The 21,165-nt window shown below is 66.9% G+C and carries 28 protein-coding genes and 1 tRNA gene; 22 read left to right on the forward strand and 7 right to left on the reverse strand.

Annotated elements, in window-relative coordinates; genetic code table 11:
• Window positions 1-8 precede the first annotated feature (8 nt).
• The 3 genes from AC3FJ6_RS10550 to AC3FJ6_RS10560 are packed head-to-tail and all read left to right on the forward strand — an operon-like array spanning window position 9 to window position 1,594.
• Window positions 9-470: a carboxymuconolactone decarboxylase family protein gene (locus AC3FJ6_RS10550; protein ID WP_488771794.1), complete on the forward strand. Its 462-nt coding sequence runs from the start codon at window positions 9-11 to the stop codon at window positions 468-470.
• On the forward strand, window positions 467-934 hold the full coding sequence (locus tag AC3FJ6_RS10555; protein WP_488771796.1) for a GNAT family N-acetyltransferase: 468 nt from the start codon (window positions 467-469) through the stop codon (window positions 932-934). Before AC3FJ6_RS10550 ends, AC3FJ6_RS10555 begins: the two co-directional genes overlap by 4 nt.
• A gap of 21 nt (window positions 935-955) precedes the next feature.
• Window positions 956-1,594 carry an FMN-dependent NADH-azoreductase gene (locus AC3FJ6_RS10560; protein ID WP_488771797.1) on the forward strand — a complete coding sequence of 213 codons (639 nt, stop codon included), beginning with the start codon at window positions 956-958 and terminating at the stop codon, window positions 1,592-1,594.
• Here AC3FJ6_RS10560 and AC3FJ6_RS10565 read toward each other — a convergent pair.
• On the reverse strand, window positions 1,591-2,178 hold the full coding sequence (locus AC3FJ6_RS10565; protein ID WP_488771798.1) for a GNAT family N-acetyltransferase: 588 nt from the start codon (window positions 2,176-2,178) through the stop codon (window positions 1,591-1,593). The two genes, AC3FJ6_RS10560 and AC3FJ6_RS10565, sit on opposite strands and share 4 nt — an antisense overlap.
• A 191-nt stretch (window positions 2,179-2,369) precedes the next feature.
• Between AC3FJ6_RS10565 and arsC the strand changes: the two genes are divergently transcribed.
• Entirely contained in the window at window positions 2,370-2,729 is a 360-nt protein-coding gene (gene arsC / locus AC3FJ6_RS10570) for an arsenate reductase (glutaredoxin) (protein WP_153946390.1), read from the forward strand.
• A gap of 89 nt (window positions 2,730-2,818) precedes the next feature.
• On the opposite strand, the gene AC3FJ6_RS10575 is transcribed toward arsC, so the two are convergent.
• From AC3FJ6_RS10575 to AC3FJ6_RS10585, 3 genes are all read right to left on the reverse strand, one after another.
• The gene (locus AC3FJ6_RS10575) at window positions 2,819-3,049 is read right to left on the reverse strand and encodes a hypothetical protein (RefSeq protein ID WP_153946391.1); all 231 of its coding nucleotides are present in this window, start codon (window positions 3,047-3,049) and stop codon (window positions 2,819-2,821) included.
• 152 nt (window positions 3,050-3,201) lie between these two features.
• Complete coding sequence (locus AC3FJ6_RS10580; protein ID WP_488771800.1) at window positions 3,202-3,891, reverse strand: 3'-5' exonuclease family protein; 690 nt, start codon at window positions 3,889-3,891, stop codon at window positions 3,202-3,204.
• A gap of 3 nt (window positions 3,892-3,894) precedes the next feature.
• Complete coding sequence (locus AC3FJ6_RS10585; protein WP_488771801.1) at window positions 3,895-4,545, reverse strand: MBL fold metallo-hydrolase; 651 nt, start codon at window positions 4,543-4,545, stop codon at window positions 3,895-3,897.
• A 287-nt stretch (window positions 4,546-4,832) separates the two neighbouring features.
• Between AC3FJ6_RS10585 and AC3FJ6_RS10590 the strand changes: the two genes are divergently transcribed.
• Window positions 4,833-5,600 carry a septal ring lytic transglycosylase RlpA family protein gene (locus AC3FJ6_RS10590; protein ID WP_488771802.1) on the forward strand — a complete coding sequence of 256 codons (768 nt, stop codon included), beginning with the start codon at window positions 4,833-4,835 and terminating at the stop codon, window positions 5,598-5,600.
• A gap of 117 nt (window positions 5,601-5,717) precedes the next feature.
• Here the strand turns inward: AC3FJ6_RS10590 and rsmI are convergent, their stop codons facing one another.
• On the reverse strand, window positions 5,718-6,653 hold the full coding sequence (gene rsmI, locus AC3FJ6_RS10595; RefSeq protein ID WP_488771804.1) for a 16S rRNA (cytidine(1402)-2'-O)-methyltransferase: 936 nt from the start codon (window positions 6,651-6,653) through the stop codon (window positions 5,718-5,720).
• Between the two features lie 15 nt (window positions 6,654-6,668).
• On the opposite strand from rsmI, the gene AC3FJ6_RS10600 reads away from it, so the two are divergent.
• The 17 genes from AC3FJ6_RS10600 (at window position 6,669) to AC3FJ6_RS10680 (ending at window position 19,418) form a co-directional block, all read left to right on the forward strand.
• The gene (locus AC3FJ6_RS10600; protein WP_488771805.1) at window positions 6,669-7,091 is read left to right on the forward strand and encodes a YraN family protein; all 423 of its coding nucleotides are present in this window, start codon (window positions 6,669-6,671) and stop codon (window positions 7,089-7,091) included.
• Between the two features lie 30 nt (window positions 7,092-7,121).
• Window positions 7,122-7,709 carry a phosphoheptose isomerase gene (locus AC3FJ6_RS10605; RefSeq protein WP_400396070.1) on the forward strand — a complete coding sequence of 196 codons (588 nt, stop codon included), beginning with the start codon at window positions 7,122-7,124 and terminating at the stop codon, window positions 7,707-7,709.
• Between the two features lie 175 nt (window positions 7,710-7,884).
• Complete coding sequence (locus tag AC3FJ6_RS10610; protein WP_488771806.1) at window positions 7,885-8,730, forward strand: BON domain-containing protein; 846 nt, start codon at window positions 7,885-7,887, stop codon at window positions 8,728-8,730.
• A gap of 19 nt (window positions 8,731-8,749) precedes the next feature.
• A complete protein-coding gene (locus tag AC3FJ6_RS10615) occupies window positions 8,750-9,175 on the forward strand; it encodes a c-type cytochrome (RefSeq protein ID WP_488771807.1) in 426 nt (141 codons plus the stop codon).
• A gap of 4 nt (window positions 9,176-9,179) precedes the next feature.
• Entirely contained in the window at window positions 9,180-10,448 is a 1,269-nt protein-coding gene (locus tag AC3FJ6_RS10620; RefSeq protein ID WP_488771808.1) for an NAD(P)/FAD-dependent oxidoreductase, read from the forward strand.
• A 172-nt stretch (window positions 10,449-10,620) separates the two neighbouring features.
• Window positions 10,621-11,514 carry an EamA family transporter gene (locus AC3FJ6_RS10625; RefSeq protein ID WP_488771809.1) on the forward strand — a complete coding sequence of 298 codons (894 nt, stop codon included), beginning with the start codon at window positions 10,621-10,623 and terminating at the stop codon, window positions 11,512-11,514.
• A gap of 284 nt (window positions 11,515-11,798) precedes the next feature.
• On the forward strand, window positions 11,799-12,128 hold the full coding sequence (locus AC3FJ6_RS10630; RefSeq protein WP_066736677.1) for a c-type cytochrome: 330 nt from the start codon (window positions 11,799-11,801) through the stop codon (window positions 12,126-12,128).
• A 142-nt stretch (window positions 12,129-12,270) separates the two neighbouring features.
• A complete protein-coding gene (soxY, locus tag AC3FJ6_RS10635) occupies window positions 12,271-12,726 on the forward strand; it encodes a thiosulfate oxidation carrier protein SoxY (protein ID WP_066736675.1) in 456 nt (151 codons plus the stop codon).
• 64 nt (window positions 12,727-12,790) lie between these two features.
• Window positions 12,791-13,102 carry a thiosulfate oxidation carrier complex protein SoxZ gene (gene soxZ / locus AC3FJ6_RS10640; RefSeq protein WP_488771810.1) on the forward strand — a complete coding sequence of 104 codons (312 nt, stop codon included), beginning with the start codon at window positions 12,791-12,793 and terminating at the stop codon, window positions 13,100-13,102.
• A 40-nt stretch (window positions 13,103-13,142) separates the two neighbouring features.
• On the forward strand, window positions 13,143-13,607 hold the full coding sequence (locus tag AC3FJ6_RS10645; RefSeq protein ID WP_400394366.1) for a DsrE family protein: 465 nt from the start codon (window positions 13,143-13,145) through the stop codon (window positions 13,605-13,607).
• Window positions 13,608-13,745: 138 nt separating this feature from the next.
• The gene (gene soxA / locus AC3FJ6_RS10650; protein ID WP_400394365.1) at window positions 13,746-14,600 is read left to right on the forward strand and encodes a sulfur oxidation c-type cytochrome SoxA; all 855 of its coding nucleotides are present in this window, start codon (window positions 13,746-13,748) and stop codon (window positions 14,598-14,600) included.
• A gap of 17 nt (window positions 14,601-14,617) precedes the next feature.
• Complete coding sequence (soxX, locus tag AC3FJ6_RS10655) at window positions 14,618-15,274, forward strand: sulfur oxidation c-type cytochrome SoxX (RefSeq protein WP_488771811.1); 657 nt, start codon at window positions 14,618-14,620, stop codon at window positions 15,272-15,274.
• Window positions 15,275-15,284: 10 nt separating this feature from the next.
• Window positions 15,285-15,776 carry a TlpA disulfide reductase family protein gene (locus tag AC3FJ6_RS10660; RefSeq protein WP_488771868.1) on the forward strand — a complete coding sequence of 164 codons (492 nt, stop codon included), beginning with the start codon at window positions 15,285-15,287 and terminating at the stop codon, window positions 15,774-15,776.
• Between the two features lie 32 nt (window positions 15,777-15,808).
• On the forward strand, window positions 15,809-17,533 hold the full coding sequence (gene soxB / locus AC3FJ6_RS10665) for a thiosulfohydrolase SoxB (RefSeq protein ID WP_488771812.1): 1,725 nt from the start codon (window positions 15,809-15,811) through the stop codon (window positions 17,531-17,533).
• Between the two features lie 68 nt (window positions 17,534-17,601).
• Window positions 17,602-17,677 (forward strand) — tRNA-Ala (locus AC3FJ6_RS10670).
• 167 nt (window positions 17,678-17,844) lie between these two features.
• Window positions 17,845-18,087, forward strand: a complete 243-nt coding sequence (locus tag AC3FJ6_RS10675; protein ID WP_488771869.1) for a T6SS effector amidase Tae4 family protein — start codon at window positions 17,845-17,847, stop codon at window positions 18,085-18,087.
• Window positions 18,088-18,467: 380 nt separating this feature from the next.
• The gene (locus tag AC3FJ6_RS10680) at window positions 18,468-19,418 is read left to right on the forward strand and encodes a cation diffusion facilitator family transporter (protein WP_488771813.1); all 951 of its coding nucleotides are present in this window, start codon (window positions 18,468-18,470) and stop codon (window positions 19,416-19,418) included.
• Here AC3FJ6_RS10680 and AC3FJ6_RS10685 read toward each other — a convergent pair.
• Complete coding sequence (locus AC3FJ6_RS10685; protein WP_488771814.1) at window positions 19,410-20,039, reverse strand: LysE family translocator; 630 nt, start codon at window positions 20,037-20,039, stop codon at window positions 19,410-19,412. The two genes, AC3FJ6_RS10680 and AC3FJ6_RS10685, sit on opposite strands and share 9 nt — an antisense overlap.
• A 400-nt stretch (window positions 20,040-20,439) precedes the next feature.
• Window positions 20,440-21,063, reverse strand: coding sequence for a DNA-3-methyladenine glycosylase I (locus AC3FJ6_RS10690; protein ID WP_153946407.1), 624 nt, complete (start codon window positions 21,061-21,063; stop codon window positions 20,440-20,442).
• Between the last annotated feature and the right edge of the window lie 102 nt (window positions 21,064-21,165).

Here is a 21,165-nt window from a genome sequence, read left to right on the forward strand (position 1 = left end):
AGTTCGACATGGATTTCCAGGCTTTCACGCAGGCCGCGCCCGACGTGTACGCGTCGCTGGGAGGCGTCAGCAAGGCAGTGACCGCGTCCGGCATGGACAAGGCGCTGACCGAACTGGTCAAGCTGCGCGTCTCGCAGATCAACGGTTGTGCCTTCTGCCTGCAGTTCCACCTGAACATCGCGCGCAAGCTGGACATCGACCCGCGCAAGTTCGACCTGCTGGCCGGCTGGCGTGACGCCGGCATCTATGCCGAACGGGAAATGGCCGCGCTGGACTGGGCCGAGGCCCTGACGCAGCTGACCGATCCATCGGCCCGCGACGCCGCGCTGGCCAGGGCCCGGGCGGCGTTCGACGACAAGGAGCTGGTGTTCCTGGCCGCGACCATTGCGTCGATCAACGCCTGGAACCGTATCGCCGTCGGGCTGCACTTTCCGCCGCCGGCCGCCGAACCGCATCGGAGCCCGGCATGAGCACCACCGTCGCGGCCGCCGGACACATCACCGGGAAGATCGGAATCCGCCGGCTGGAAACGGCCGCCGAGGTGGCCGATGCCTTCCCGCTGATGCACCAGTTGCGCCCGCACCTGGCCGATGCCGCCGAACTGGTCACGCGCTGGCGCCGCCAGACCGGCGATGGCTACCATCTGGCCGGACTGTGGGACGACGGCCGCCTGGTGGCCCTGGCCGGCTATCGCTTCGCCGAGAACCTGATCGTCGGCCACCATATGTACGTGGATGATCTGGTCACCGATGCCAACGCGCGCAGCGGTGGGTACGGCCGGCAACTGATGGACTGGCTCAAGGCCGAGACCGAAGCCGCAGGCTGCACCCAGCTCGTGCTCGATACCCCGCTGACCAATGTGCTGGGGCACCGCTTCTATTACCGTAACGGCCTGCTGGCGCGGGCCCTGCGCTTCTATTTTCCGATCGGCTGATCCGGTCCACCTGAGCAACACATGGCAACCCTGCTTCACCTGAACGTCAGCCCGCGTGGCGACGCCTCCACCAGCCGCCGCGCGGGCCAGCTCGTGCGCGCCGAACTGGCTGCCCGACATGGCGAACTGACCGTGATCGAACGCGACCTGGGCGCCCAGCCGCTGCCGCCCATCGACGCGGCCTTTACCGACGCCAACATGGCGGTGGCCGCCGGCCGCACCGACGCCGATCCCGCCGCGCTGGCGCTCTCGGAAACGCTGATCGCCGAACTGCAGGCCGCCGACGTGGTGCTGATCACCACGCCGATGCACAACTTCACGGTGCCGGCATCGCTGAAGACGTGGATCGACCTGGTCGTCCGGACAGACCGCACGTTCGCCCGGACGCCGCAAGGCAAGCAGGGCCTGCTGCGCGATCGCCCGGTGCTGGCCGTGGTGTCGTGCGGTGGCCGGTTCTCGGACGATGCCGCGAGCCAGCGCGATTTTTTCAGCCCGTACCTGACCTATGTGCTGGAGACGATCGGGCTGAAGCAGGTAGAGATCCTGCGCATGGAAAGTACGTCGCGCGGCCCCGACCACGTGGCCCGGGCCTTCGACAAGCTGCAGTCCTGGTGCACCACCGTGGTGCCGGCGCTGCCGGTCGGGCGGTCGGGCCGCTAGCGCAGGGCGTCCGGGTCGGGCAGCGTCGCGTCGCCCGCCCCTAGCGGGCGCTGCATCAGCAGGGTGTCGATCCACTGGCCATGCTTGAGGCCGACCGATTCCAGCCGGCCAACGGTGCGGAACCCCAGGCGCTCATGCACGGCCACCGAGCCCGCGCCTTCGCCGCTGGACGTCAGCGCCACCACGGCCACCATCTGGCGCCACGGTCCGGTCTCGCAACGCGCGATCAGCTCGGCCAGCAGCGCGCGGCCCAGGCCTTCGCCGGTATGGCGGTGGTCGATATAGATCGAATCCTCGATCGCGAAGCGGTAGGCGCTGCGGGCACGGTAGCTGGACGCATAGGCGTACCCCAGGATTTCGCCATCGCGCTCGGCCACGATATAGGGCAGGCCCTTGCGCAAGACTTCGGCAAAGCGCATCCGCATGTCGTCGGGCGTGGGCGCGACCTCCTCGAACGAGGCACGCCCGTGCTGCACATGGTGGGCGTAGATGGCATGGATGGCGGGCACGTCGGCAGGGGTGGCATCGCGCAGGCTGAAGGGCTTGCGAACGGGCACGGCAGTGGTTTCGGGCAGCGCGGACACGGTTTCTCTAATTAGTGCAGGGCAGCGCCGGCACGGTGCCGGCGCCGCTGGAAGACGGGTGGTCATGCCCATGCAGGATGCATGCCCGCCACATCCCGTACCTTGGCGCGCCAGCGTGGTGCATGCGCGCGTCGCGGCGGTATAGTGCGGGATATTTGAACGCCCCGACAAGCGGGCAGGAGGAAGCCGCCATGATCACGATCTACCATAACCCCCGTTGCTCCAAGTCGCGCGAAACGCTGGCGCTGGTGGAGACCGCTGCGCAGCGGCTGGGCGAGCCGGTGGAGATCGTCGAATACCTGAAGTCGCCGCCCTCGCTGTCCACGCTGCGCCAGCTCCATACGATGCTGGGCGTGCCGGTGCGCGACATGATCCGCGACGGCGAGTCCGTCTACAAGGAACTGGATCTGGCCGATTCGGGCCTGACCGACGCCGAACTGCTGGCGGCCGTGGCTGACAACCCTATCCTGCTGCAGCGTCCGGTGGTGGTGCGCAACCGCCGCGCCGTCATCGGCCGCCCGCCGGAGAACGTGGCCCCGCTGCTGGCCTGATCCACGATGTTGCGGCGCACAAAATAGAACCGGCCTCCCCAGGGGAGGCCGGCCGGTCAGTTGGCGATTCGCTTCAGGCGAGTCGTCGTTTATTCAACACCCAGCCAGTGCATGGCCTCCTGACCGAAACTGATGCCTGCCAATACGACCAGCAGCACGATCGCGGTGACCGCGCTCACATAGATCAGCGCCTTGGCGACTTCGGCATCTTCCGTTGAGGAATGGAAATGCGAAACGACGTTGGTGCGCGCGTGGGAGCGATGCGGCCAATGCAGCCGGCCTGACAGGTCCTTGAGATGAAGGTCTGGATGGAAACGCATGGTCACACCTCCTGGGCATGCCGCCGCGCATCGGGGTCGGCCGTTCTCGTGGCCCCGCTGGGCCACCGCACACTTCCAATATAGGAGACGCCGCGCAAATGTGGTGCCCTTGCCGCCACTGGCGGCCGCCGATGGCCGCCGGCGCTGGTGGGCTAGCGCACCGATTTGCCCGGGCCGGACGATGGATGTGAGGCTTCGCTTTCGCTGCCGTCCGCGTCAGGCAGTGCATCAGGCGATGATGCAAGCGCCGCCAGACGCGCTTCGCGCGTGCGCAGTTCTGCGAGCATGTTGCAGAACAGGGCGCCTTGTTCCAGGGCATCGTCCAGCGCCACATGGGTGTGCGGCAACGGGTCGTGCCAGTGCGCCGGGAAGGCAGCCTTGACCGACTTCCGGTACGGCCGGCCGGTCAGCGCGAAGCCCAGGGTCTTGATGTCCAGCGCGGCCCAGCCGAACGGCGAGCGGCCGGCAAAGCGCATCATGTACCAGAACATCCAGGTGAAATCGAACCCGGCCGGAAACGCGATGAACACCGGCTTGCCCGGCAGCTTTTCTACCCATTCGACGTAGCGGGGCAGCACGTCCTCGGGGCGCTCCAGGTCGCGCCGGCAAGCCGCCCAGGCGTCGGGCTGGGTTTTCCACCACTGCATCTGCACCGGATGCCCCGCCGCGCCCGGCAGGGTTTCCAGGTTGGCGGAGAACGTGCCGATCACGGTCTTGTCCGCCAGCATCGCGGCCGACGCGAACGACAGCATCGAATGCGGCCCCGGAATCGGGCCATCGGCCTCGACGTCGGTGCTGACGTAAATCTCCGGTCGCGTGTCGGGCGGCTGCTTCTTTGCCATGCGTCAGGCCACGTCGATCAGGTGATCGGCCACAAACGGGTTGTTGCGGCGTTCCTGGCCGAACGTCGATGCCGGGCCGTGGCCGGGCACGAAGGTCACGTCATCGCCCAGCGGCCAGAGCCGCGTGCGGATCGACCGGACCAGATCGGCGTGATTGCCGCGCGGAAAGTCGGTGCGGCCGATCGATCCGGCGAACAGCACGTCGCCCACGATGGCCAGCCGGTTCGCCCGCGAAAAGAACACCACGTGGCCCGGCGTATGGCCGGGGCAATGGTAGACCTCGAGCGTTTCGTTGCCGAACGTCACCGTGTCGCCGTTCTCCAGCCAGCGGTCGGGTTCGAAGACTTCCGCTTGGCCAAAGCCGAAGCGGCGCGTCTGCTCGGGCAGTTGCTCGATCCAGAATCGCTCGTCTTCCTGCGGGCCTTCGATCGGCACGCCGTACTGACGCGCCAGCGCGGCGGCGCCTGCGCAGTGGTCCACGTGCCCATGGGTCAGGAAGATCTTCTCCAGCGTCACGCCCTGTTCGTTGATGGCCTCGGTGATGCGATTCAGGTCGCCCCCGGGATCGCAGACGGCGGCGCGCTGCGTGGCTTCATCGATCAGCAGCGAACAGTTCTGCTGGAAAGGCGTCACGGGGATCAGAAGGACTTTCATTTTTGTGATCGGTAAGCCTGTTCGGGCGGGTGCCTTCGAGGGGGTGAAGGGGGCCCGGAGGGTGGTCCATTGTAGCCGCCGAACACGCGCCCGAGAGATGGTGAAACGTTTGAATCGGCGATGAAGGTCGTCTGAAAGTTGCGTTGTCTGCACCCGGATTTTGCGCCGCGGGAACGGCGCAATCCCTTGCCAGGCGGTGGATTGCGGGAAATTACGCGGCGTTGTAACAGATTTCGTAACAAAATCAAGGCACTAGCTTCAAACGACCAGTGTTAGACTGCGCGCCTATGTTCAGCCTGCCCCTTTCCCGTCCGGGGTCCGTGCGCGAGACAGCGCCCGGCTCCAACCGCTTCCTGCGTCAGTGCGCGATCCTCGTATCGGCGCTGGTGCTGGCTGCGTGCGCGACGCCGCCGGGCGGCGACACCGACAACGCATCGGGCACCACCGGCGCGCTGTCCACGAAGGCGGCCAGGCCGGCAAGACCCAGCGCCAATGTCGCGAAGACCGACGATCGCGGCAACTGGAACCTGTTCGGCTGGCAGGACGAGAATGCCCCGTCGCAGTCGTCGATCGACGGCCTGCGCGCTGACATGGGGACGTTCGAGCAGCGTGGCACGGCATCGTGGTACGGCAAGGGCTTTCATGGCCGCAAGACGGCCAACGGCGAACGCTTCGACATGCGCGCCATGACGGCGGCGCACCCGTCGCTGCCGCTCGATAGCTGGGTGCTGGTGCGCAACCTGCGCAACAACAAGGTGGCCGTGGTCCGTATCAACGACCGTGGCCCGTACCACGGCAACCGGATTCTCGACTTGTCCTACGCCGCGGCCAAGCGCCTGAGCTTTGTCGACCACGGCGCCACGCAGGTGGAAATCCGCCGGCTGTCGCGTACCGAGGTGGCGGCGCTGGGTCCGAACCTGGAAGCGGGTGGCATGGAAGCCGGTGACGGCAGCGGCGCGGACGAGGTGCCCGACACCGCCAACACGCTGGTGCCGGCGAAATCGAAGGCCAGGGCCAGGTCCGGCAAGGCCGTGGTCAAGCACAAGCACAAGTAAGGCGATGCGCACCGGCCGGAACCCGATTCTCGCGCTCCCGACCCTCCGCCCGCCGCTTCCCTCGCAAGTAAGAAAATTCTCAAAAGGCACGATCTCCCGATCGTGCCTTTTGTGCTTTCAGGCGTCGTTGTCGCCGTCGTCCGCCCCGTCCACCCCGTCCGCGCGTTGCGCCAGCGCCAGCTTGTACAGCGCGTCGGTCCTGGCGCCGGTCACGGCTGCCGCCAGCTTGGCGGCGCGCTTGGCCGGCAGCTCCGCCAGCAGGAGCTTCAGCACCCGCTGGGCCTCCGCGTCAGGGGTATCGGTGTCGCCGCCGTCGGCGCGGCCCGCGCCTTCCACCACCAGCACGAACTCCCCCTTCCCGCGCGTGGCTTCGGCAGCCAGCCAGGCGGGCGCTTCGGCCACCGTCAGCACCGGCGTTTCTTCAAACAGCTTGGTCAGTTCGCGCCCGATCAGCAGCTGCCGCGTGCCGGGCAGGCCGGCGGCCAGCGCCGCCAGGGTTTCGGCGATGCGGTGCGGGGCTTCGTAACACACCCACGCGTGATCGAGCGCCGCCAGCCCGGCGATGGCGTCCTGGCGGGCCTTGGGCTTGCCGGGCAGGAAGCCGACAAACGTGAAGCGGCCTTCGCCGGCCTCCAGCATGGCGCCGGCCACCGACAGCGCCGTCACGGCCGCGCTGGGGCCCGGCAGCGGCACCACGTTCAGGCCGGCCGCGCGCACGGCTTCGACGAGCCGGGCGCCGGGATCGGAAATGCCGGGCGTGCCGGCATCGGATACGTACGCAATGCGCTCGCCAGCCGACAGCCGTTCGACGATGCGCACGGCCGCCTCGCGTTCGTTGTGTTCATGGACGGCCACCAGCGGCCGCTGCAACCCCACCCGGGACAGCAACTGGCCGGTGTTGCGCGTGTCTTCGCAGGCAATGGCATCGGCCAGGCCGAGCACGTGCAGCGCGCGCAGCGACAGGTCGGCGACGTTGCCGATGGGCGTGGCCACCACGTAAAGCGTGCCGGCGGGGTACGTCTGGCCGGCGGCCAGCTGGGTCCAGTCACTCATGCTTGAGAACTTCCGTTGAATCACTCATTCAAATCCACCACGCACGCCGACGTGCGTAGTACGACGCAACGCGGCGCGCTGGCCGAAGACCGCGCGCTGGCCTATCTTCAGCGGCAGGGGCTCACGCCAGTCGTCCGCAATTATCGCTGCAAAGGCGGGGAGATCGACCTGATCATGCGTGCCGCCGACGGTACGCTGGTGTTCGTCGAGGTCAGGCAGCGCCGCAGCCGGGGGTTTGGCGGGGCGGCGCAGAGCGTGACGCCGGCCAAGCAGCGGCGCGTGCTGCATGCGGCGGCGCACTATCTGGCCACGCTGGACGGCGTACCGCCCTGCCGCATGGACGTGGTGGCCATGGACGCCGGCCGGATCGACTGGCTGCCCGGCGCGTTCGACCTCACGTCGGCCGATGGGAACAGCGGCGCGGGCGCTGCGTCATAATGCGCGGGATTGTGCAGATGTCACCAGACCATGAGTATTGAAAGTATCGAGCAGCATTTCCTGGACAGTGCCGACACCAAGCGGCTGGCCGCGACGCTGATGGCGCCGCATATCGATGCCGCCGTGGAGCGGATGGTGACGGCGCTGACCAGCGGCAACAAGATCCTGGTGTGCGGCAACGGCGGGTCCGCTGCCGACGCGCAGCACTTTGCCGCCGAACTGATCGGCCGCTTCGAGCGCGAGCGCCCGGGCCTGGCCGCCATCGCCCTGACCACCGACAGTTCGATCCTGACCGCCATCGGCAATGACTACGATTTCTCGGTGGTGTTTTCCAAGCAGGTGGAGGCGCTGGGCCAGCCCGGCGACATTCTGCTGGCGCTGTCCACGTCTGGCGATTCGGCCAACGTGGTGGCCGCCATCCAGGCCGCCCACCAGCGCGACATGGGCGTGGTGGCGCTGACCGGCAAGGGCGGCGGGCGGATTGCCACCCTGCTCGACGAATTCGATATCCACCTGTGCGTGCCCAGCGACCGCACGGCCCGCATCCAGGAAGTGCATCTGCTGACACTGCATTGCCTGTGCGACGGCATCGACGAAGCATTGCTGGGCGAAGCATGACGCCCGGGCAGCCTGGACCGGCACGTGTTATCCCGGGATATCCACAAGGCTGCCCACAACCTGTGCACAGGAATCGCCATGTCTTCCACAGCCTTATCCACAGACATGGCAAAAACCTGAAACTGCAACCTGTTTCACGCATCCTTTCGGCATCCACCCAGAACCCAAGAACCGCATGACGAACGTGACCCATCCAAACAAGACCTCTCCCGCCCGCCTGGCCCGTACCGCTGTCACCGTGGCCGCACTGCTGGTGTCCGCCACGCAGCTGGCCGGCTGCTTCCCCGTACTGGCTGGCGCCGTGGGCACCGGCGTGGTGATGGCCACCGATCGCCGCCCGACCGGCACTCAGGCCATCGACCGCGGCCTGCAGGTGGAGATCGACAGCACGCTGGGCCAGCGTTACAGCGACAGCCAGGCGCGCGTGAGCACGACGGTGTTCAACCGCAAGGTGCTGCTGACCGGCGAAGCCGCGAACGCCCAGATCAAGCAGCAGATCGAGCAGTACGTGCGCGGGCTGCCGAACACGCGCGAGGTGGTCAACGAACTGGAAATCACGGCGTCGCCGGGTTTCATGACCCGTAGCAACGACACCTACCTGACCAGCAAGGTGAAAACGTTCCTGGTCACGGCCGATGGCGTGCCGGCCAATTCGATCAAGGTCACCACCGAGAAGAGCGTCGTGTACCTGATGGGCGTGGTCACCACGGCCGAGGGCGACAAGGCCACCGACGTGGCCCGCAACGCCAGCGGCGTGCAGAAGGTGGTCAAGGTGTTCGACTACGTGAGCGAAGCCGAGCGTGCGCGCCTGGATCAGGCCGCATCGTCGCAGAACGGCAACGCCGGCAGCGATGCCGTGGGGACGCCTGCGCCGGTGCAGACCGTGCCGGGCAGCCAGCCGAACGCGCCGGTCACGTCGGATGCGCCGGCGTCGATGGGCACCTCGGGCGCCACCACCAGCCCGGTGGCCGCCCCGGTATCGTCGCCGGTGGCGCTGCCGCCGGGACGCAATCTCCCCTGATCCTTTTAAGGAAAGTGCTATGACAACCCTGTCGCGATTCCCGATCTCCCTGCGTTGGATGGCCGGTGTCGCGGCCGGGCTGTGTGCCGCGCCGCTGCTGGCCCAGTCGCCGGCATCGGCATCCGCGCCTGCCCCGGCGCCTTCGGCACCGATGACCACCGGCCCCGCCGACGCGGGCAAGATGTCGATCGAGGTCCAGCGCGCGCGTACCGAGCAGGCACGCAACCAGGCGGCGTCGTGCGCCGTCTGCCATGGCCCGGACGGCCGCGCGCCCGCCGATAGTCCCGTTCCCGGCCTGGCTGGCCGCCCACAGGCCGAACTGGTCGAACTGATGCTGAACTTCAAGAACGGCCGGCGCCCCGGCACGGTGATGCCGCAGATTGCCAAGGGCTACAGCGACACCGAGATTATCGCCATTTCCGCGTGGTTCGCGGACCAGAAATAGACCGATGCACCGACGCTCCGTACTGAAGGCGGCGCTGGCCGCCACGGCGTTGGGCGGACTGACCGTGCGCCAGGCGCGCACCGCCGCGCCGGCCAGGGTGGTGGTCATCGGCGGCGGCTACGGCGGCGCCACGGCGGCACGCTACCTGCGCACCTGGAGCCGCGGGGCGGTGGACGTGACGCTGGTGGAACCCGATGCCGCCTTCGTGTCGTGCCCGCTGTCGAACCTCGTCGTGGCCGGCTATCGCCAGATGGCCGATATCACGGTGCCTTACGATGCGCTGGTCAGGCGTCACGGCGTGAAGCACGTGCGCGATACGGCGACCGCCATCGACCTCGGCCGGCGCACCGTGCGGCTGGCCGGTGGCGCGACGCTGCCGTATGACCGGCTGGTCCTGTCGCCGGGCGTGGAAATGCAGTCCGGCGCGATCGACGGCCTGTCGGCGCCCGGCGGCGAGCAGATCGTCCATGCCTGGAAGGCCGGTCCGCAGACCGATGTCCTGCGCCGGCAACTGGCGGCCATGCCGGACGGCGGCACCTTTGCCATCACCATTCCGCTGGCGCCCTACCGCTGCCCGCCGGGCCCCTACGAGCGCGCCTGCCTGGTGGCGGACTATCTGAAACAGCACAAGCCGCGCAGCAAGGTGCTGGTGTTCGATGCCAATCCCGATATCACGTCGAAGGGCGCGCTGTTCCGCCAGGTCTGGCAGACGCGCTACGCGGGCATGATCGAGTACCGGCCCCAGCACGACACGGTGGGCGTCGACCCGGCCACCCGTACCATCCGGTTCGATGTGCAGGACGACGAGCGCGTGGACGTGCTCAACCTGCTGCCGCCGCAGCGGGCCGGCGCCATCGCGGTCGCGGCCGGACTGGCCACCGCCAACGGCCGCTGGTGCGAGGTCGATTTCCTGACGATGGCGTCGCGGGTGGCGCCGGACATCCATGTGCTGGGCGACGCGGTCCAGATCGCGCCGCTGATGCCGAAATCGGGCACCATGGCCAACCAGCACGGCAAGGTGGCCGCCGCGGCCATCCTGCAGCTGCTGGCCGGGCGGGCGCCAGATCCGGTGCCGCTCTATACCAATACCTGCTACAGCTTCACGTCGTCGACCGAGGCCATCCACATCGCCAGCGTGCATCGCTACGACCCCGCCGAGCGGACGATGCTGACGGTGCCGGGATCGGGCGGGCTGTCCACGGCCCCGAGTGCGCTGGAAGGCCAGTACGGATTCGCATGGGCCCGCAGCGTCTGGGCCGACATGCTGGCGTAACGCAGCACAGCTCAGAACAGCAGGAGCGCAGAAGACCGGAAGGGACGCGGGCGCCACAAACAAACCGCAGGATCGTGCAATGCCTGGCCGGCGCGGGCTGCTACGCTAGTCGTGCCGAACGTCCATGCCCCCTGTCTGGCCACAACCAGGACGCGGCTTTCTCTCCACGATCATGCAAGCCAAAGACCGTCTGCTCGCCCTCGCCATCATCGTGGTGTGGGGTGTCAATTTCGTCGTCATCAAGGTGGGCCTGTCCGGCGTGCCCCCGATGCTGCTGGGTACGCTGCGGTTCAGCCTGGTGGTATTCCCGGCCATCTTCTTCATCCCGCGCCCGCGCATTCCGCTGCGCATGCTGGTGGCCTATGGTGCGTCGATCAGCCTGGGCCAGTTCGCGTTCCTGTTCTATGCGATGGCCGTGGGCATGCCGGCCGGGCTGGCGTCGCTGGTGCTGCAGTCGCAGGTGTTCTTCACGGTGGCCATTGCCGCGCTGTGGCTGGGCGAACCGCTGCGCTGGCACAACCTGGCCGGCATGGCGATTGCTGCCGGCGGGCTGGCATTGATCGGCAGCGCCGCCGCGCACGGCCCCGGCGGCATGACGGCGGCGGGCTTCCTGCTGACGCTGTGCGCGGCGCTGTGCTGGGCCACCGGCAATATCGTCAGCAAGAAGATCGGCCCCGTGGACCTGCTGGGCCTGGTGGTGTGGGGCGCGCTGATCCCCATCGTGCCGTTTGCGCTGCTGTCGCTCTGGTTCGAGGGGCCGGCGCGCATCGCCGACGCGCTGACCCATGTCTCGGGCAAGGCCGTGTTCGCGGTCGCCTACCTGGCGTTTGCCGCCACGCTCTTCGGCTACACGATGTGGGGCCGCCTGCTGACCCGCTACGCGGCCAGCAAGGTGGCACCGCTGACGCTGCTGGTGCCGGTGGTGGGACTGCTGTCGGCCCACCTGCTGCTGGGCGAAGACCTGGCGGCCGCGCAATGGGCCGGCGCCGTGGTGGTCATGGCCGGCCTGCTGCTGAACGTGTTCGGCAGCAGGCTCTGGGCGGGCAGGACGCTGGCACGCCGATAGCGGCACCTGTAGATTCGGCGTCAGCCCATCCAAGGGTTAACCCTTAATAAGGCGACAATTCCCACCTGTTTTGTGCATATGGTTATCACTGTCGCGTCCGTATACGGGCTTTGACTTCAGGCAAAATAGCGGACTGGCCGCATATGCCCGGGAGCCCCCAACGATCACCGCAGGGCACTCCTGAGAAGCCCGCCCCAACGGCGGCCAGCACGCCGCGCCGTGGAGCAATCCGAGCGCGGGCATTTGCCGTCCCCACGGCTCTCATTCAGTTTGGAGCACAACACATGAAGCAGTTTGTCATCGCCGCCGCGCTGCTGGCCGCCGCCGCGTCCGCGCACGCCGCCGTCGACGCCGCCAAGGCCCAGGCCATCGCCAACAAGAACGCCTGCATGGGCTGCCACCAGGTGGACAAGAAGCTGGTTGGCCCGGCCTTCAAGGACGTGGCCGCGAAGTACAAGGGCGACAAGGACGCCCTGACCAAGTTGTCGGCCAAGGTGAAGAACGGCGGTTCGGGCGTCTGGGGCCCGGTGCCGATGCCGGCCAACGCCGCCGTCAGCGACGCCGATATCAAGACCGTGGTGGAGTGGGTTCTGGCCGGCGCACCGGCCAAGTAATCGGGGCTATGGCCTGGGCGGGCGGCTGGCAGTGCCGGGCGCCCGCCACGTTTGACGTATTCGCAAGATGCATGCATGGGCCGGCGACGCACCGGCGCGGCAGGGGTCGACAGGAAACCGGGTAGTACGGGAACACAGCAAGATGAACGCAAAACGACGAGATGTACTGCGGATGACCGCCGTACTGTCGCTGATGGCCGCCACCGGCCTGATCAGCGAGGCACAGGCCGCGGAATGGAACAAGACTGCCTTTGACGGCAAGAGCGTGGCCGACGTGATCAAGGCACTGGGCGGCAGCGGCACCGAGAAGAGCAGCGCCATCACCTTCAACGCCCCGGACATCGCCGAAAACGGCGCCGTGGTGCCGGTGGCGGTGACCAGCAACATCCCGGATACCGAGCAGATCGCCATCCTGGTGGAAAAGAACCCGAACACGCTGGCCGCCGATTTCACGATCCCGGCCGGCACCGAGCCGTTCGTGTCCACGCGCGTGAAGATGGGCCAGACGTCGGTGGTGCATGCCGCGGTCAAGGCCGGCGGCAAGTGGTACGTCGCATCGAAGGAAATCAAGGTCACGCTGGGCGGCTGCGGCGGCTAGGCGCCGCCGGACCGTTGCACCGTTCGAGACCAGATTTCCAGATGACTGCTGACAGGAGAAACACATGGCAGACCCGATGCGCGTTCGCGCCACTGAAAACGGCGGCGTCGTAGACGTCAAGATTCTGATGAAGCACGACATGGAAACCGGCCAGCGCAAGGATTCGGCCGGCAAGACCATTCCGGCCTGGCATATCCAGACCGTGGTGGCATCGTGCAAGGGCAAGGAAGTGTTCCACGCCCAGTTCGGCGCGGCGGTGTCGAAGGACCCGTTCCTGAACTTCAAGTTCAAGGGCGGCGTCAAGGGCGACAAGGTCACCGTGACCTGGGTCGACAACCGCGGCGACAAGCGTACCGACGAAGCGACCATCGCCTGATGGCCTGAAACCGGCCTGATACGGGCGAAGGAGAAGCAGCATGCGTCGAGCATTCATTCGTGCCACGGCGGCCCTGGCCGCCATCGGACTGTCCGCCAGGGCGGGGGCCCAGCAAGCCCCGGCCGCCACGTCCGCGGCGTCGGGCAAGGGCCGCGTCAAGGTGGTGTACCAGCTGTCGGACGGTATCGACCAGGCCGTGCGCGCCATGTCGAACCTGCGCAACCACCTGAACGGGGCGCCCGACACGAAGATCGTGGTCGTGGCATTCGGCTATGGGGTGGACTTCCTGGTGGAAGGCGCCAAGGATGCGCGCGGCAACACGTTCGAGGCCGCGGTGGCGTCGCTGACGTCGTCGGGCGTGGAATTCCGCGCCTGCCGCAACACGCTGACCGCACGGCGCATCTCCGAGCAGAGCCTGCTGATGGACGCCAAGGTGGTGCCCGCGGGCGTGGTGGAAATCGCGCGCCTGCAGTTCGACGAAGGCTACGCCTACATCAAGCCGTGACGGACCGGGGCGGCCGCCGCGCATCGTCGCGGCCTGCCCGGGTTCACTGACAAGCCGTCCGGCAACGAGCCGCCGGACCCGCACAAGAAGGCCGTCCGTCCGCCAGCCATGCGGCGCGATGGCGAGGAGAATCCCCCAATGGTTACCGTGCGCAACATTCGCCGCCTGCGCCGCACCGTGGCCCCCGCGCTGGTGGCGCTGGGCGCCGTGGCGGCCGCCGTCACCGCGACGCTGTCCGGCCCCGCGCTGGCACAGGACAACACCGCCGAGGAAATCGCCAAGTACCGCCAGATGCTAGCCGAAGGCAATCCCGCCGAACTGTGGGAAGCCGCTGGCGAGGAACTGTGGAAAAAGCCGGCCGGCCCGAAGAACGCATCGCTGGAGCAATGCGACCTGGGCAAGGGCCCGGGCGTGACCAAGGGGGCCTACGCCGAACTGCCACGCTACTTCAAGGACGCCAACAAGGTGATGGACCTGGAACAGCGCCTGGCGTACTGCCGCGTGACGCTGCAGGGCCTGACGCAGGAAGAGGCCACCAGGAACCCGTTTGCGTCGCAGGGCAAGCCGTCCGACATCGAGCGCCTGGCCGCCTTCCTGACCGGCGAATCGCGCGGCGTGACGATGAACGTCCAGCTGACGCACCCCGAGGAAAAGCGCGTCTACGCGCTGGGCCAGAAGATGTTCTTCTACCGTGCCGGCGCCTATGACTTTGCCTGCGCCACCTGCCACGCCGTGGACGGCCAGCGTATCCGCCTGCAGGACCTGCCGAACCTGATGACCCAGAAGGGCGCCCAGGCGGCGTACACCACCTGGCCCGCGTACCGCGTGTCGCAGGGCGAGGTCCGCACCATGCAGCACCGCCTGTACGACTGCCTGCGCCAACAGCGATTCCCCGAACCGGCCTACGGCTCGGACGTGATTACCGCCCTGACGATGTTCCTGGCGAAGAACGCCAACGGCGGCACGTACGACGGCCCGAACATGAAGCGCTGAGCACGGAGCAGAACAACATGAAGACACTCCATACGATGGCCGCCGCCGCGCTGGTGCTGCTGGCCGCCTCGGGCGCGCACGCGCAGACCGCCGCCAAGGGCGCCAGGGCCGACAAGCCCGTCAAGGTCACCGACGCCGACGTGCGCCAGATGATCGAATCGTCGTTCACGTCGAAGGGCCCGGCCACGGTCGAGGGCGTGATCCACCAGGACGCCACGCAGAAGGCCTGCAGCCAGTACCCGGACCGCCTGCACGTGCCCGCCGCCGTGGCGAAGAAGGTCGAGGCCGCCGAGCTGAAGCAGGTGAAGTACCCGGCCGACAACCACTTCATCGGCGACTGGAAGGAAGGCGAGAAGATCGCCCAGAACGGCCGTGGCATGCAGTTCTCGGACCAGGCGGGCGCGCCCAACGGTGCCAACTGCTACGCCTGCCACCAGCTGACCAAGGCGGAGATCTCGTTCGGCAATATCGGCCCGTCGCTCTACCAGTACGGCAAGCTGCGCGGCAATTCGCCGGACGTGGTGCGCTACACGTGGGGCAAGATCTGGGATTCGAACGCGTACAGCGCGTGCTCGAACATGCCACGCTTTGGCCACAAGGGCATCCTGACCGAACAGCAGATCCGCGACGTCATGGCGCTGTTGCTGGACCCGGCCTCGCCGGTCAACCAGTAAGGGCGGCATGATGCGGGCGTGGCGCGTGGCGATCATATGGCTGCTGGCTGTGCTGGGCATGGCCAGCGCGCTCGCCCATGCCGCCGAGGTGGGCGACACCATCCACCTGCCCGATGTCAGGCTGCTGGACGGCCGCACGGTGCCGGCCTCGCAATGGGCGGGCAAGCCGGTGGTGATCGAGTTCTGGGCGTCGTGGTGCCCGTTCTGCGCGCTGCAGAACCCGCGCCTGCAGGCGCTCTACGACAAGACGCGCGGCACGACCCTGCAGGTGCTGACCGTCAGCATCGACCGGCAGCCGCAGGAAGCCGCGGCGTACCTGAAGCAGCGCGGCCATACCTTCCCGGCCACGATGGATTCCGACGCGCTGCGCCGCGCCTTTGGCGCCCGCAAGGGCCTGCCCGAGCTGTACGTGCTGGATGGGCAAGGGCGTGTGGTGCAGAAGGAAGTCGGCGAGATGATCGACGACGACGTGGCCGCGCTGGCACGCTACGGCAAGCCCTGAGCCGGCACGCCGGCGATTCAACGGATAACAGCATGAACCGACGCGAGTTCCTGCAGGTGCTGGCCGTGGCCGGCGCCGGAGGCATGACATTCCCCGGCGGCGACGCCCAGGCGGCCCAGGCCGCCGCGCGGCTCTACGACGTGCCGCGCTTCGGCAACGTCCACCTGCTGCACTTCACCGATTGCCACGCGCAGTTGCGGCCCGTGCATTTCCGCGAGCCGAACGTGAACCTTGGCGTGGCCGAGTGGGCCGGCAAGCCGCCGCATCTGGTGGGCGACGCGTTCCTGCGCCAGTACGGCATCGCCCCGGGCAGCGCCACCGCGCATGCGTTCACCTATCTGGATTTCACGGAAGCGGCGCGCCGCTACGGCAAGGTCGGCGGGTTTGCCCATCTGTCGACGCTGATCCAGCGCATGAAGGCCAGCCGGCCCGGCGCGCTGCTGCTGGACGGCGGCGATACCTGGCAGGGATCGGCCACGGCGCTGTGGACCAGGGGGCAGGACATGGTCGATGCCGCGCTGCAGCTTGGCGTCGACGTGATGACGCCGCACTGGGAAATGACGCTCGGCGCCGATCGCGTGAAGCAGATCGTCGACAACGACTTCAAGGGCAAGGTGGCGTTCCTGGCCCAGAACGTGAAGACCAACGACTTCGGCGATCCGGTCTTCGATCCTTACGTGATTCGCGAGATGAATGGTGTGCCGGTGGCCATCATCGGCCAGGCGTTTCCGTACACGCCCATCGCCAACCCGCGCTACCTGGTGCCGGACTGGACCTTCGGCATCCAGGAAGAGAACCTGCAGCAGGTGATCGACGAAGTGCGCGGCAAGGGCGCCAAGGTGGTGGTGCTGCTGTCGCACAACGGCATGGATGTCGATTTGAAGCTGGCGTCGCGTGTGCGCGGGCTCGACGCCATCCTGGGCGGCCACACCCACGACGGCGTGCCGGCCCCGGTGCCGGTGAAGAACGCCGGCGGTGTCACGCTGGTGACCAATGCCGGGTCCAACGGCAAGTTCCTGGGCGTGCTGGACTTCGACGTGCGCAATGGCAAGGTGGCCGACTTCCGCTACAAGCTGCTGCCGGTCTTCGCCAATTACCTGCCGGCCGACCCGAAGATGAACGCGCTGATCCAGACGGTGCGCGCCCCCTACGAGAGCAAGCTGGCCGAAGTGCTGGCCGTGAACCGCGGCCTGCTGTACCGGCGCGGCAACTTCAATGGCACCTTCGACCAGCTGATCCTGGATGGCCTGATGGCCGTGCAAGACGCCCAGATCGCATTTTCGCCAGGTTTCCGCTGGGGCACCACGCTGCTGCCCGGCCAGAACATCACGATGGAAGCCCTGATGGACCAGACCGCCATCACGTACCCGTACACCACCGTGACGCCGATGACCGGCGAGACGATCAAGACCATCCTCGAAGACGTGGCCGACAACCTGTTCAACCCCGATCCGTACTACCAGCAGGGCGGCGACATGGTGCGCGTGGGCGGCCTGCAATACACGATCGACCCCAACCAGCCAATCGGCAAACGCATCACCGACATGCGCCTGGCCGGCCAGCCGCTGGACGCCAGCAAGACGTACAAGGTAGCCGGCTGGGCCCCGGTGTCCGAGGAAGCCCGCCAGACCGGCGGCGCCCCGATCTGGGACCTGATGGCCCAGTGGCTGCGCGCCACCAGGGAAGTTAGCGCCCGCCCACTGAACCTGCCCACGGTGCGCGGCATGGACGGCAATCCCGGCATGGCGGCGACCTGAAACGCGCCAAAGTGTTGGTTCGATGCGATTGAAAGGCCGCTCGCGATTCGGCTACAATCAGTCGCGACGGGCCGATAGCTCAGCTGGGAGAGCGCTGCGTTCGCAATGCAGAGGTCGGGAGTTCGATCCTCCTTCGGTCCACCAGGATTTCTCTTGTAAAACAACGCACTACGTCTAGCGATGTAGTGCGTTGTTTTGCTTTGGGGGGCAGATTCTGAAGGCCAGCCTTGACTGGATATTCGTCCGCTCGAGCAGTTTCGTATCGATCCGATTGTTCGCTGGAGCGCAATGCGTCCAAAATGCTCGCTTGAATCGATTGGGTTTCGAAGGCGCAGGGTAAAACTGGCCTCATTTTCTTTAAGGACTATTGGCTGCGAAAGGGAGAAAGCAGTCCGACGGGCGATCACATTGATCTGTGGAATGGTGAACGGCTGACAGCGGTCTCCTGGCGGGGGCGCGTGACCAACTTCATGCGCTTCACGGTAGGCGCTGGAGCCCTCTGGTATTCGGATCTGGCGAATGCCCAAAGGATTCTGTTTTGGCAAATCTCATGAGAGGCCTTTTCCGTCTGGTGGCTGGAAGCATGGCCGGCGGACTTCTTGGCGGATTGGGCGGCCTCATTGCAGCACAGGCGGTGCCAATATGCGGCGAAGACTGCTTCGCATTTTCGGCCGGCCTCATCGTTGGCGGCGCCATCGCGGGGGTGTGCAGTTATCTCCTGACCTACACATTGGCCCGAGTCATCGGTTGGCGCCGATCCGCCGTTTTCTTTCTCGTATTTGCCGTTGTGATTGTCGGGGGAGCCAGATGGGCAACGCTACATCATTATTCGCGCGTACATGACCCCGCAGGAATCGGCCGGTAAATGAGACGGCGCAGCCGAACCCCAAGAAATGCTACCGTTCCACCTATCGCCCACCCTCTGTCTTCACCCATGCGTGAACCGCACGTCGCTCCCGCCCTTGGCGCCGACAACCTTGATGCCGAAGCCCGCCACCTGGCTGGGCGGCGGTCCACGCTGGTCAGCGTTTTTGTCAATATTGGACTGACGATTGCCCAGGGCGTGATCGGGGTCGTCGCCGGCTCTCAGGCGCTGGTGGCCGATTCGCTTCATTCGCTGTCCGATCTCGTTTCCGATTTTGTCGTGCTGTTTGCCGGCCATCACAGCCGCAAGGGGGCCGATACCGATCATCCGTACGGGCATCAGCGGTTCGAGACGGCGGCCTCGCTGGCGCTGGGCGCGCTGCTGCTGGCGGTGGGCGTGGGCATGCTGTGGGCGGCGGTTGGCAAGATCCAGCATCCGGACGGGGCGCAGCCGGTGCAGACGGTGGCGTTGTGGGTGGCGCTGGCGGCGCTGGCGGCCAAGGAGGGGCTGTTCCGCTATATGCTGCGCGTGGCGGAGCGGGTCAGGTCGAGCATGCTGGTGGCCAATGCCTGGCATGCGCGGTCCGATGCGGCGTCGTCACTGGTGGTGGCGCTGGGCATTGGCGGCAATCTGCTCGGGTATCACGTGCTCGATCCCGTGGCGGCCATCGTGGTGGGCTTGATGGTGTCGCGCATGGGCCTGCGATTTGGCTGGGATGCGATGAACGATCTGATGGACCGCGCCGCCGACGAGGATGTGGTGGCCAGCCTGCGCGACGCGATGCTGGATACCCCCGGCGTGCTGGGCCTGCATGACCTGAAGACCCGCAAGATGGGGGACATGATCCTGGTCGACGTGCACCTGGAGATCCAGGCCGACCTGACCGTCGAGCAGGGCCATGCGATTGCCACCGAGGCGCGCCGTCGCGCGATGGAGCGTGACGACGTCCTGAACGTCATGACGCATGTGGACCCGGTCAGGGTGCCACGCACGCAGCCGGCGCCGGCCGAGTCAGCGTAGGTCACTGCGCCGGTACAGGCTCAGGCCCACGGCCAGGAAGGCCAGCATGCCGGCACAGCCGCGGTTGATCCACTGCACGGCCCGCGCCGACAGCGTTCGCACCGCGTGGCGGCCGCCGAACGCGTAAATCGCCATCATCACGATATCCATCAGCGCGGCAATCACGGCCAGGATCACGTACTGGATGGCCACGGGCTTGTCCGCGTGGACGAACTGCGGCACGAAGGCCGACGTGAACAGGATGGTCTTGGGGTTCGACAGGGCCACGAACAGCGCGCGCAGGAAGGCCGCGCGGCCGCTGGCCGACGTGGCGTCCGACGTCGCCACCAGTTCCCGCGTGGGCGCCCGCCACATCGAGACCGCCAGGAAGAACAGGTAGGCCGCGCCGATCCACTTGACCGCCGTAAACAGGTGCTCGGATGCCTGCAGCACCGCGCCAAGCCCACAGCCCACGGCGCCGATCAGGATCAGGTCGGCCAGCGCGGCCCCGGCAATGCCGCAGGCAGCCACGCGCATCGGCCGGGTGGCGCCGTTGCTCAGGGCCAGCAACATCGTCGGGCCCGGTGTGACCATGACGGCGGCTACCGCAATCAGGTAAAGAAAGAGAGTTGTGCTATCCATCGAACGCGCTCCGGAAAGGCGCCGCATTGGCGAGGCGCCAGTGTGAGCCGATTCGCGCCGATATGCACGTGCTTCCTGTGGATAACCGCGTGAACAAGCCTGTGGGCGGGCGTGGGGGCCGCCTGTGGGGCGTATACGCACAACCCGTCACGTATACGCCAGCGCCCCGGCGTCGTCCTGCGGTTACCCACCTCCGTCCACGTATGCGCCGCACTGTTTCCCATAGGGTTATCTGTTCTGTAACCCATTGATCCAAAAGGAAGAAGCGAGGTTATCCACGGCTGGCGACTGGTGTTAACCATTACTACTACTATTTATGTATACGTAAACAATGTCGGTATACGTATACGGACCGTTGCGCGAAACGCGCCGGGGCAGCCCGCCGACCACCCATGGCCCCCTAGCGCGGCACCTTGAACGCCTTGCGCGCCCGCAGCACCGCGGCACGCGTCGCGCAGCCGTCCATGTGATCGTTGACCAGCCCCATGGCCTGCATCAGCGCATACATCGTGGTCGGGCCGACAAACTTCCAGCCGCGCTTCTTGAGATCCTTCGACAGCGCCGTCGATTCGGGACTGATGGCCATCGTGCGCAGCACGTCGGGCGTCAGCGTCTTCGGCCGGCTTTTCGGGTCGGGCTCGAACTTCCAGAAGTAGGCCGCCAGCGACGGCTCGGTCTTCAGCAGTTCCTGGGCGCACTTCGCGTTGTGGATGGCGGCCTCGATCTTGCCGCGATGGCGCACGATGCCCGCATCGCCCAGCAGCCGCTCCACGTCGCGCTCGGTAAATCGCGCCACCTTGTCGATCTCGAAATTGGCGAAGGCCTTGCGGAAGGCCTCGCGCTTGCGCAGGATGGTCAGCCAGCTCAGGCCGGACTGGAAGCCTTCCAGGCACAGCTTTTCGAACAGGCGCCGGTCGTCGTCCACCGGAAAGCCCCATTCGTTGTCGTGATAGTGGCAGTAGTCCTCCAGATCCCCGCACCAGCCGCAGCGTACCGGGGTCTGCGGCGCGGATGTCGTCGTCATTCGCCTTCGCTCCTTGGGTCCATGGCGCACACGGGCGCCGCAGCGATCATGCGCCCGGAAGGCCACGCCGTAAAGACCGCGGCCCGCCGGATCCGGACATCC

The sequence above is a fragment of the Cupriavidus sp. 94F1 genome (assembly GCF_057798875.1).

Bases quoted from the DNA above. Each gene is read 5' to 3' on its own strand.
- AC3FJ6_RS10550 (WP_488771794.1), top strand. From the start codon at position 9: ATGGATTTCCAGGCTTTCACGCAGGCCGCGCCCGACGTGTACGCGTCG.
- AC3FJ6_RS10555 (WP_488771796.1), top strand. From the start codon at position 467: ATGAGCACCACCGTCGCGGCCGCCGGACACATCACCGGGAAGATCGGA.
- AC3FJ6_RS10560 (WP_488771797.1), top strand. From the start codon at position 956: ATGGCAACCCTGCTTCACCTGAACGTCAGCCCGCGTGGCGACGCCTCC.
- arsC (WP_153946390.1), top strand. From the start codon at position 2,370: ATGATCACGATCTACCATAACCCCCGTTGCTCCAAGTCGCGCGAAACG.
- AC3FJ6_RS10575 (WP_153946391.1), bottom strand. From the start codon at position 3,049: ATGCGTTTCCATCCAGACCTTCATCTCAAGGACCTGTCAGGCCGGCTG.
- AC3FJ6_RS10580 (WP_488771800.1), bottom strand. From the start codon at position 3,891: ATGGCAAAGAAGCAGCCGCCCGACACGCGACCGGAGATTTACGTCAGC.
- AC3FJ6_RS10585 (WP_488771801.1), bottom strand. From the start codon at position 4,545: ATGAAAGTCCTTCTGATCCCCGTGACGCCTTTCCAGCAGAACTGTTCG.
- AC3FJ6_RS10590 (WP_488771802.1), top strand. From the start codon at position 4,833: ATGTTCAGCCTGCCCCTTTCCCGTCCGGGGTCCGTGCGCGAGACAGCG.
- rsmI (WP_488771804.1), bottom strand. From the start codon at position 6,653: ATGAGTGACTGGACCCAGCTGGCCGCCGGCCAGACGTACCCCGCCGGC.
- AC3FJ6_RS10605 (WP_400396070.1), top strand. From the start codon at position 7,122: ATGAGTATTGAAAGTATCGAGCAGCATTTCCTGGACAGTGCCGACACC.
- AC3FJ6_RS10610 (WP_488771806.1), top strand. From the start codon at position 7,885: ATGACGAACGTGACCCATCCAAACAAGACCTCTCCCGCCCGCCTGGCC.
- AC3FJ6_RS10615 (WP_488771807.1), top strand. From the start codon at position 8,750: ATGACAACCCTGTCGCGATTCCCGATCTCCCTGCGTTGGATGGCCGGT.
- AC3FJ6_RS10620 (WP_488771808.1), top strand. From the start codon at position 9,180: ATGCACCGACGCTCCGTACTGAAGGCGGCGCTGGCCGCCACGGCGTTG.
- AC3FJ6_RS10625 (WP_488771809.1), top strand. From the start codon at position 10,621: ATGCAAGCCAAAGACCGTCTGCTCGCCCTCGCCATCATCGTGGTGTGG.
- AC3FJ6_RS10630 (WP_066736677.1), top strand. From the start codon at position 11,799: ATGAAGCAGTTTGTCATCGCCGCCGCGCTGCTGGCCGCCGCCGCGTCC.
- soxY (WP_066736675.1), top strand. From the start codon at position 12,271: ATGAACGCAAAACGACGAGATGTACTGCGGATGACCGCCGTACTGTCG.
- soxZ (WP_488771810.1), top strand. From the start codon at position 12,791: ATGGCAGACCCGATGCGCGTTCGCGCCACTGAAAACGGCGGCGTCGTA.
- AC3FJ6_RS10645 (WP_400394366.1), top strand. From the start codon at position 13,143: ATGCGTCGAGCATTCATTCGTGCCACGGCGGCCCTGGCCGCCATCGGA.
- soxA (WP_400394365.1), top strand. From the start codon at position 13,746: ATGGTTACCGTGCGCAACATTCGCCGCCTGCGCCGCACCGTGGCCCCC.
- soxX (WP_488771811.1), top strand. From the start codon at position 14,618: ATGAAGACACTCCATACGATGGCCGCCGCCGCGCTGGTGCTGCTGGCC.
- AC3FJ6_RS10660 (WP_488771868.1), top strand. From the start codon at position 15,285: ATGCGGGCGTGGCGCGTGGCGATCATATGGCTGCTGGCTGTGCTGGGC.
- soxB (WP_488771812.1), top strand. From the start codon at position 15,809: ATGAACCGACGCGAGTTCCTGCAGGTGCTGGCCGTGGCCGGCGCCGGA.
- AC3FJ6_RS10680 (WP_488771813.1), top strand. From the start codon at position 18,468: ATGCGTGAACCGCACGTCGCTCCCGCCCTTGGCGCCGACAACCTTGAT.
- AC3FJ6_RS10685 (WP_488771814.1), bottom strand. From the start codon at position 20,039: ATGGATAGCACAACTCTCTTTCTTTACCTGATTGCGGTAGCCGCCGTC.
- AC3FJ6_RS10690 (WP_153946407.1), bottom strand. From the start codon at position 21,063: ATGACGACGACATCCGCGCCGCAGACCCCGGTACGCTGCGGCTGGTGC.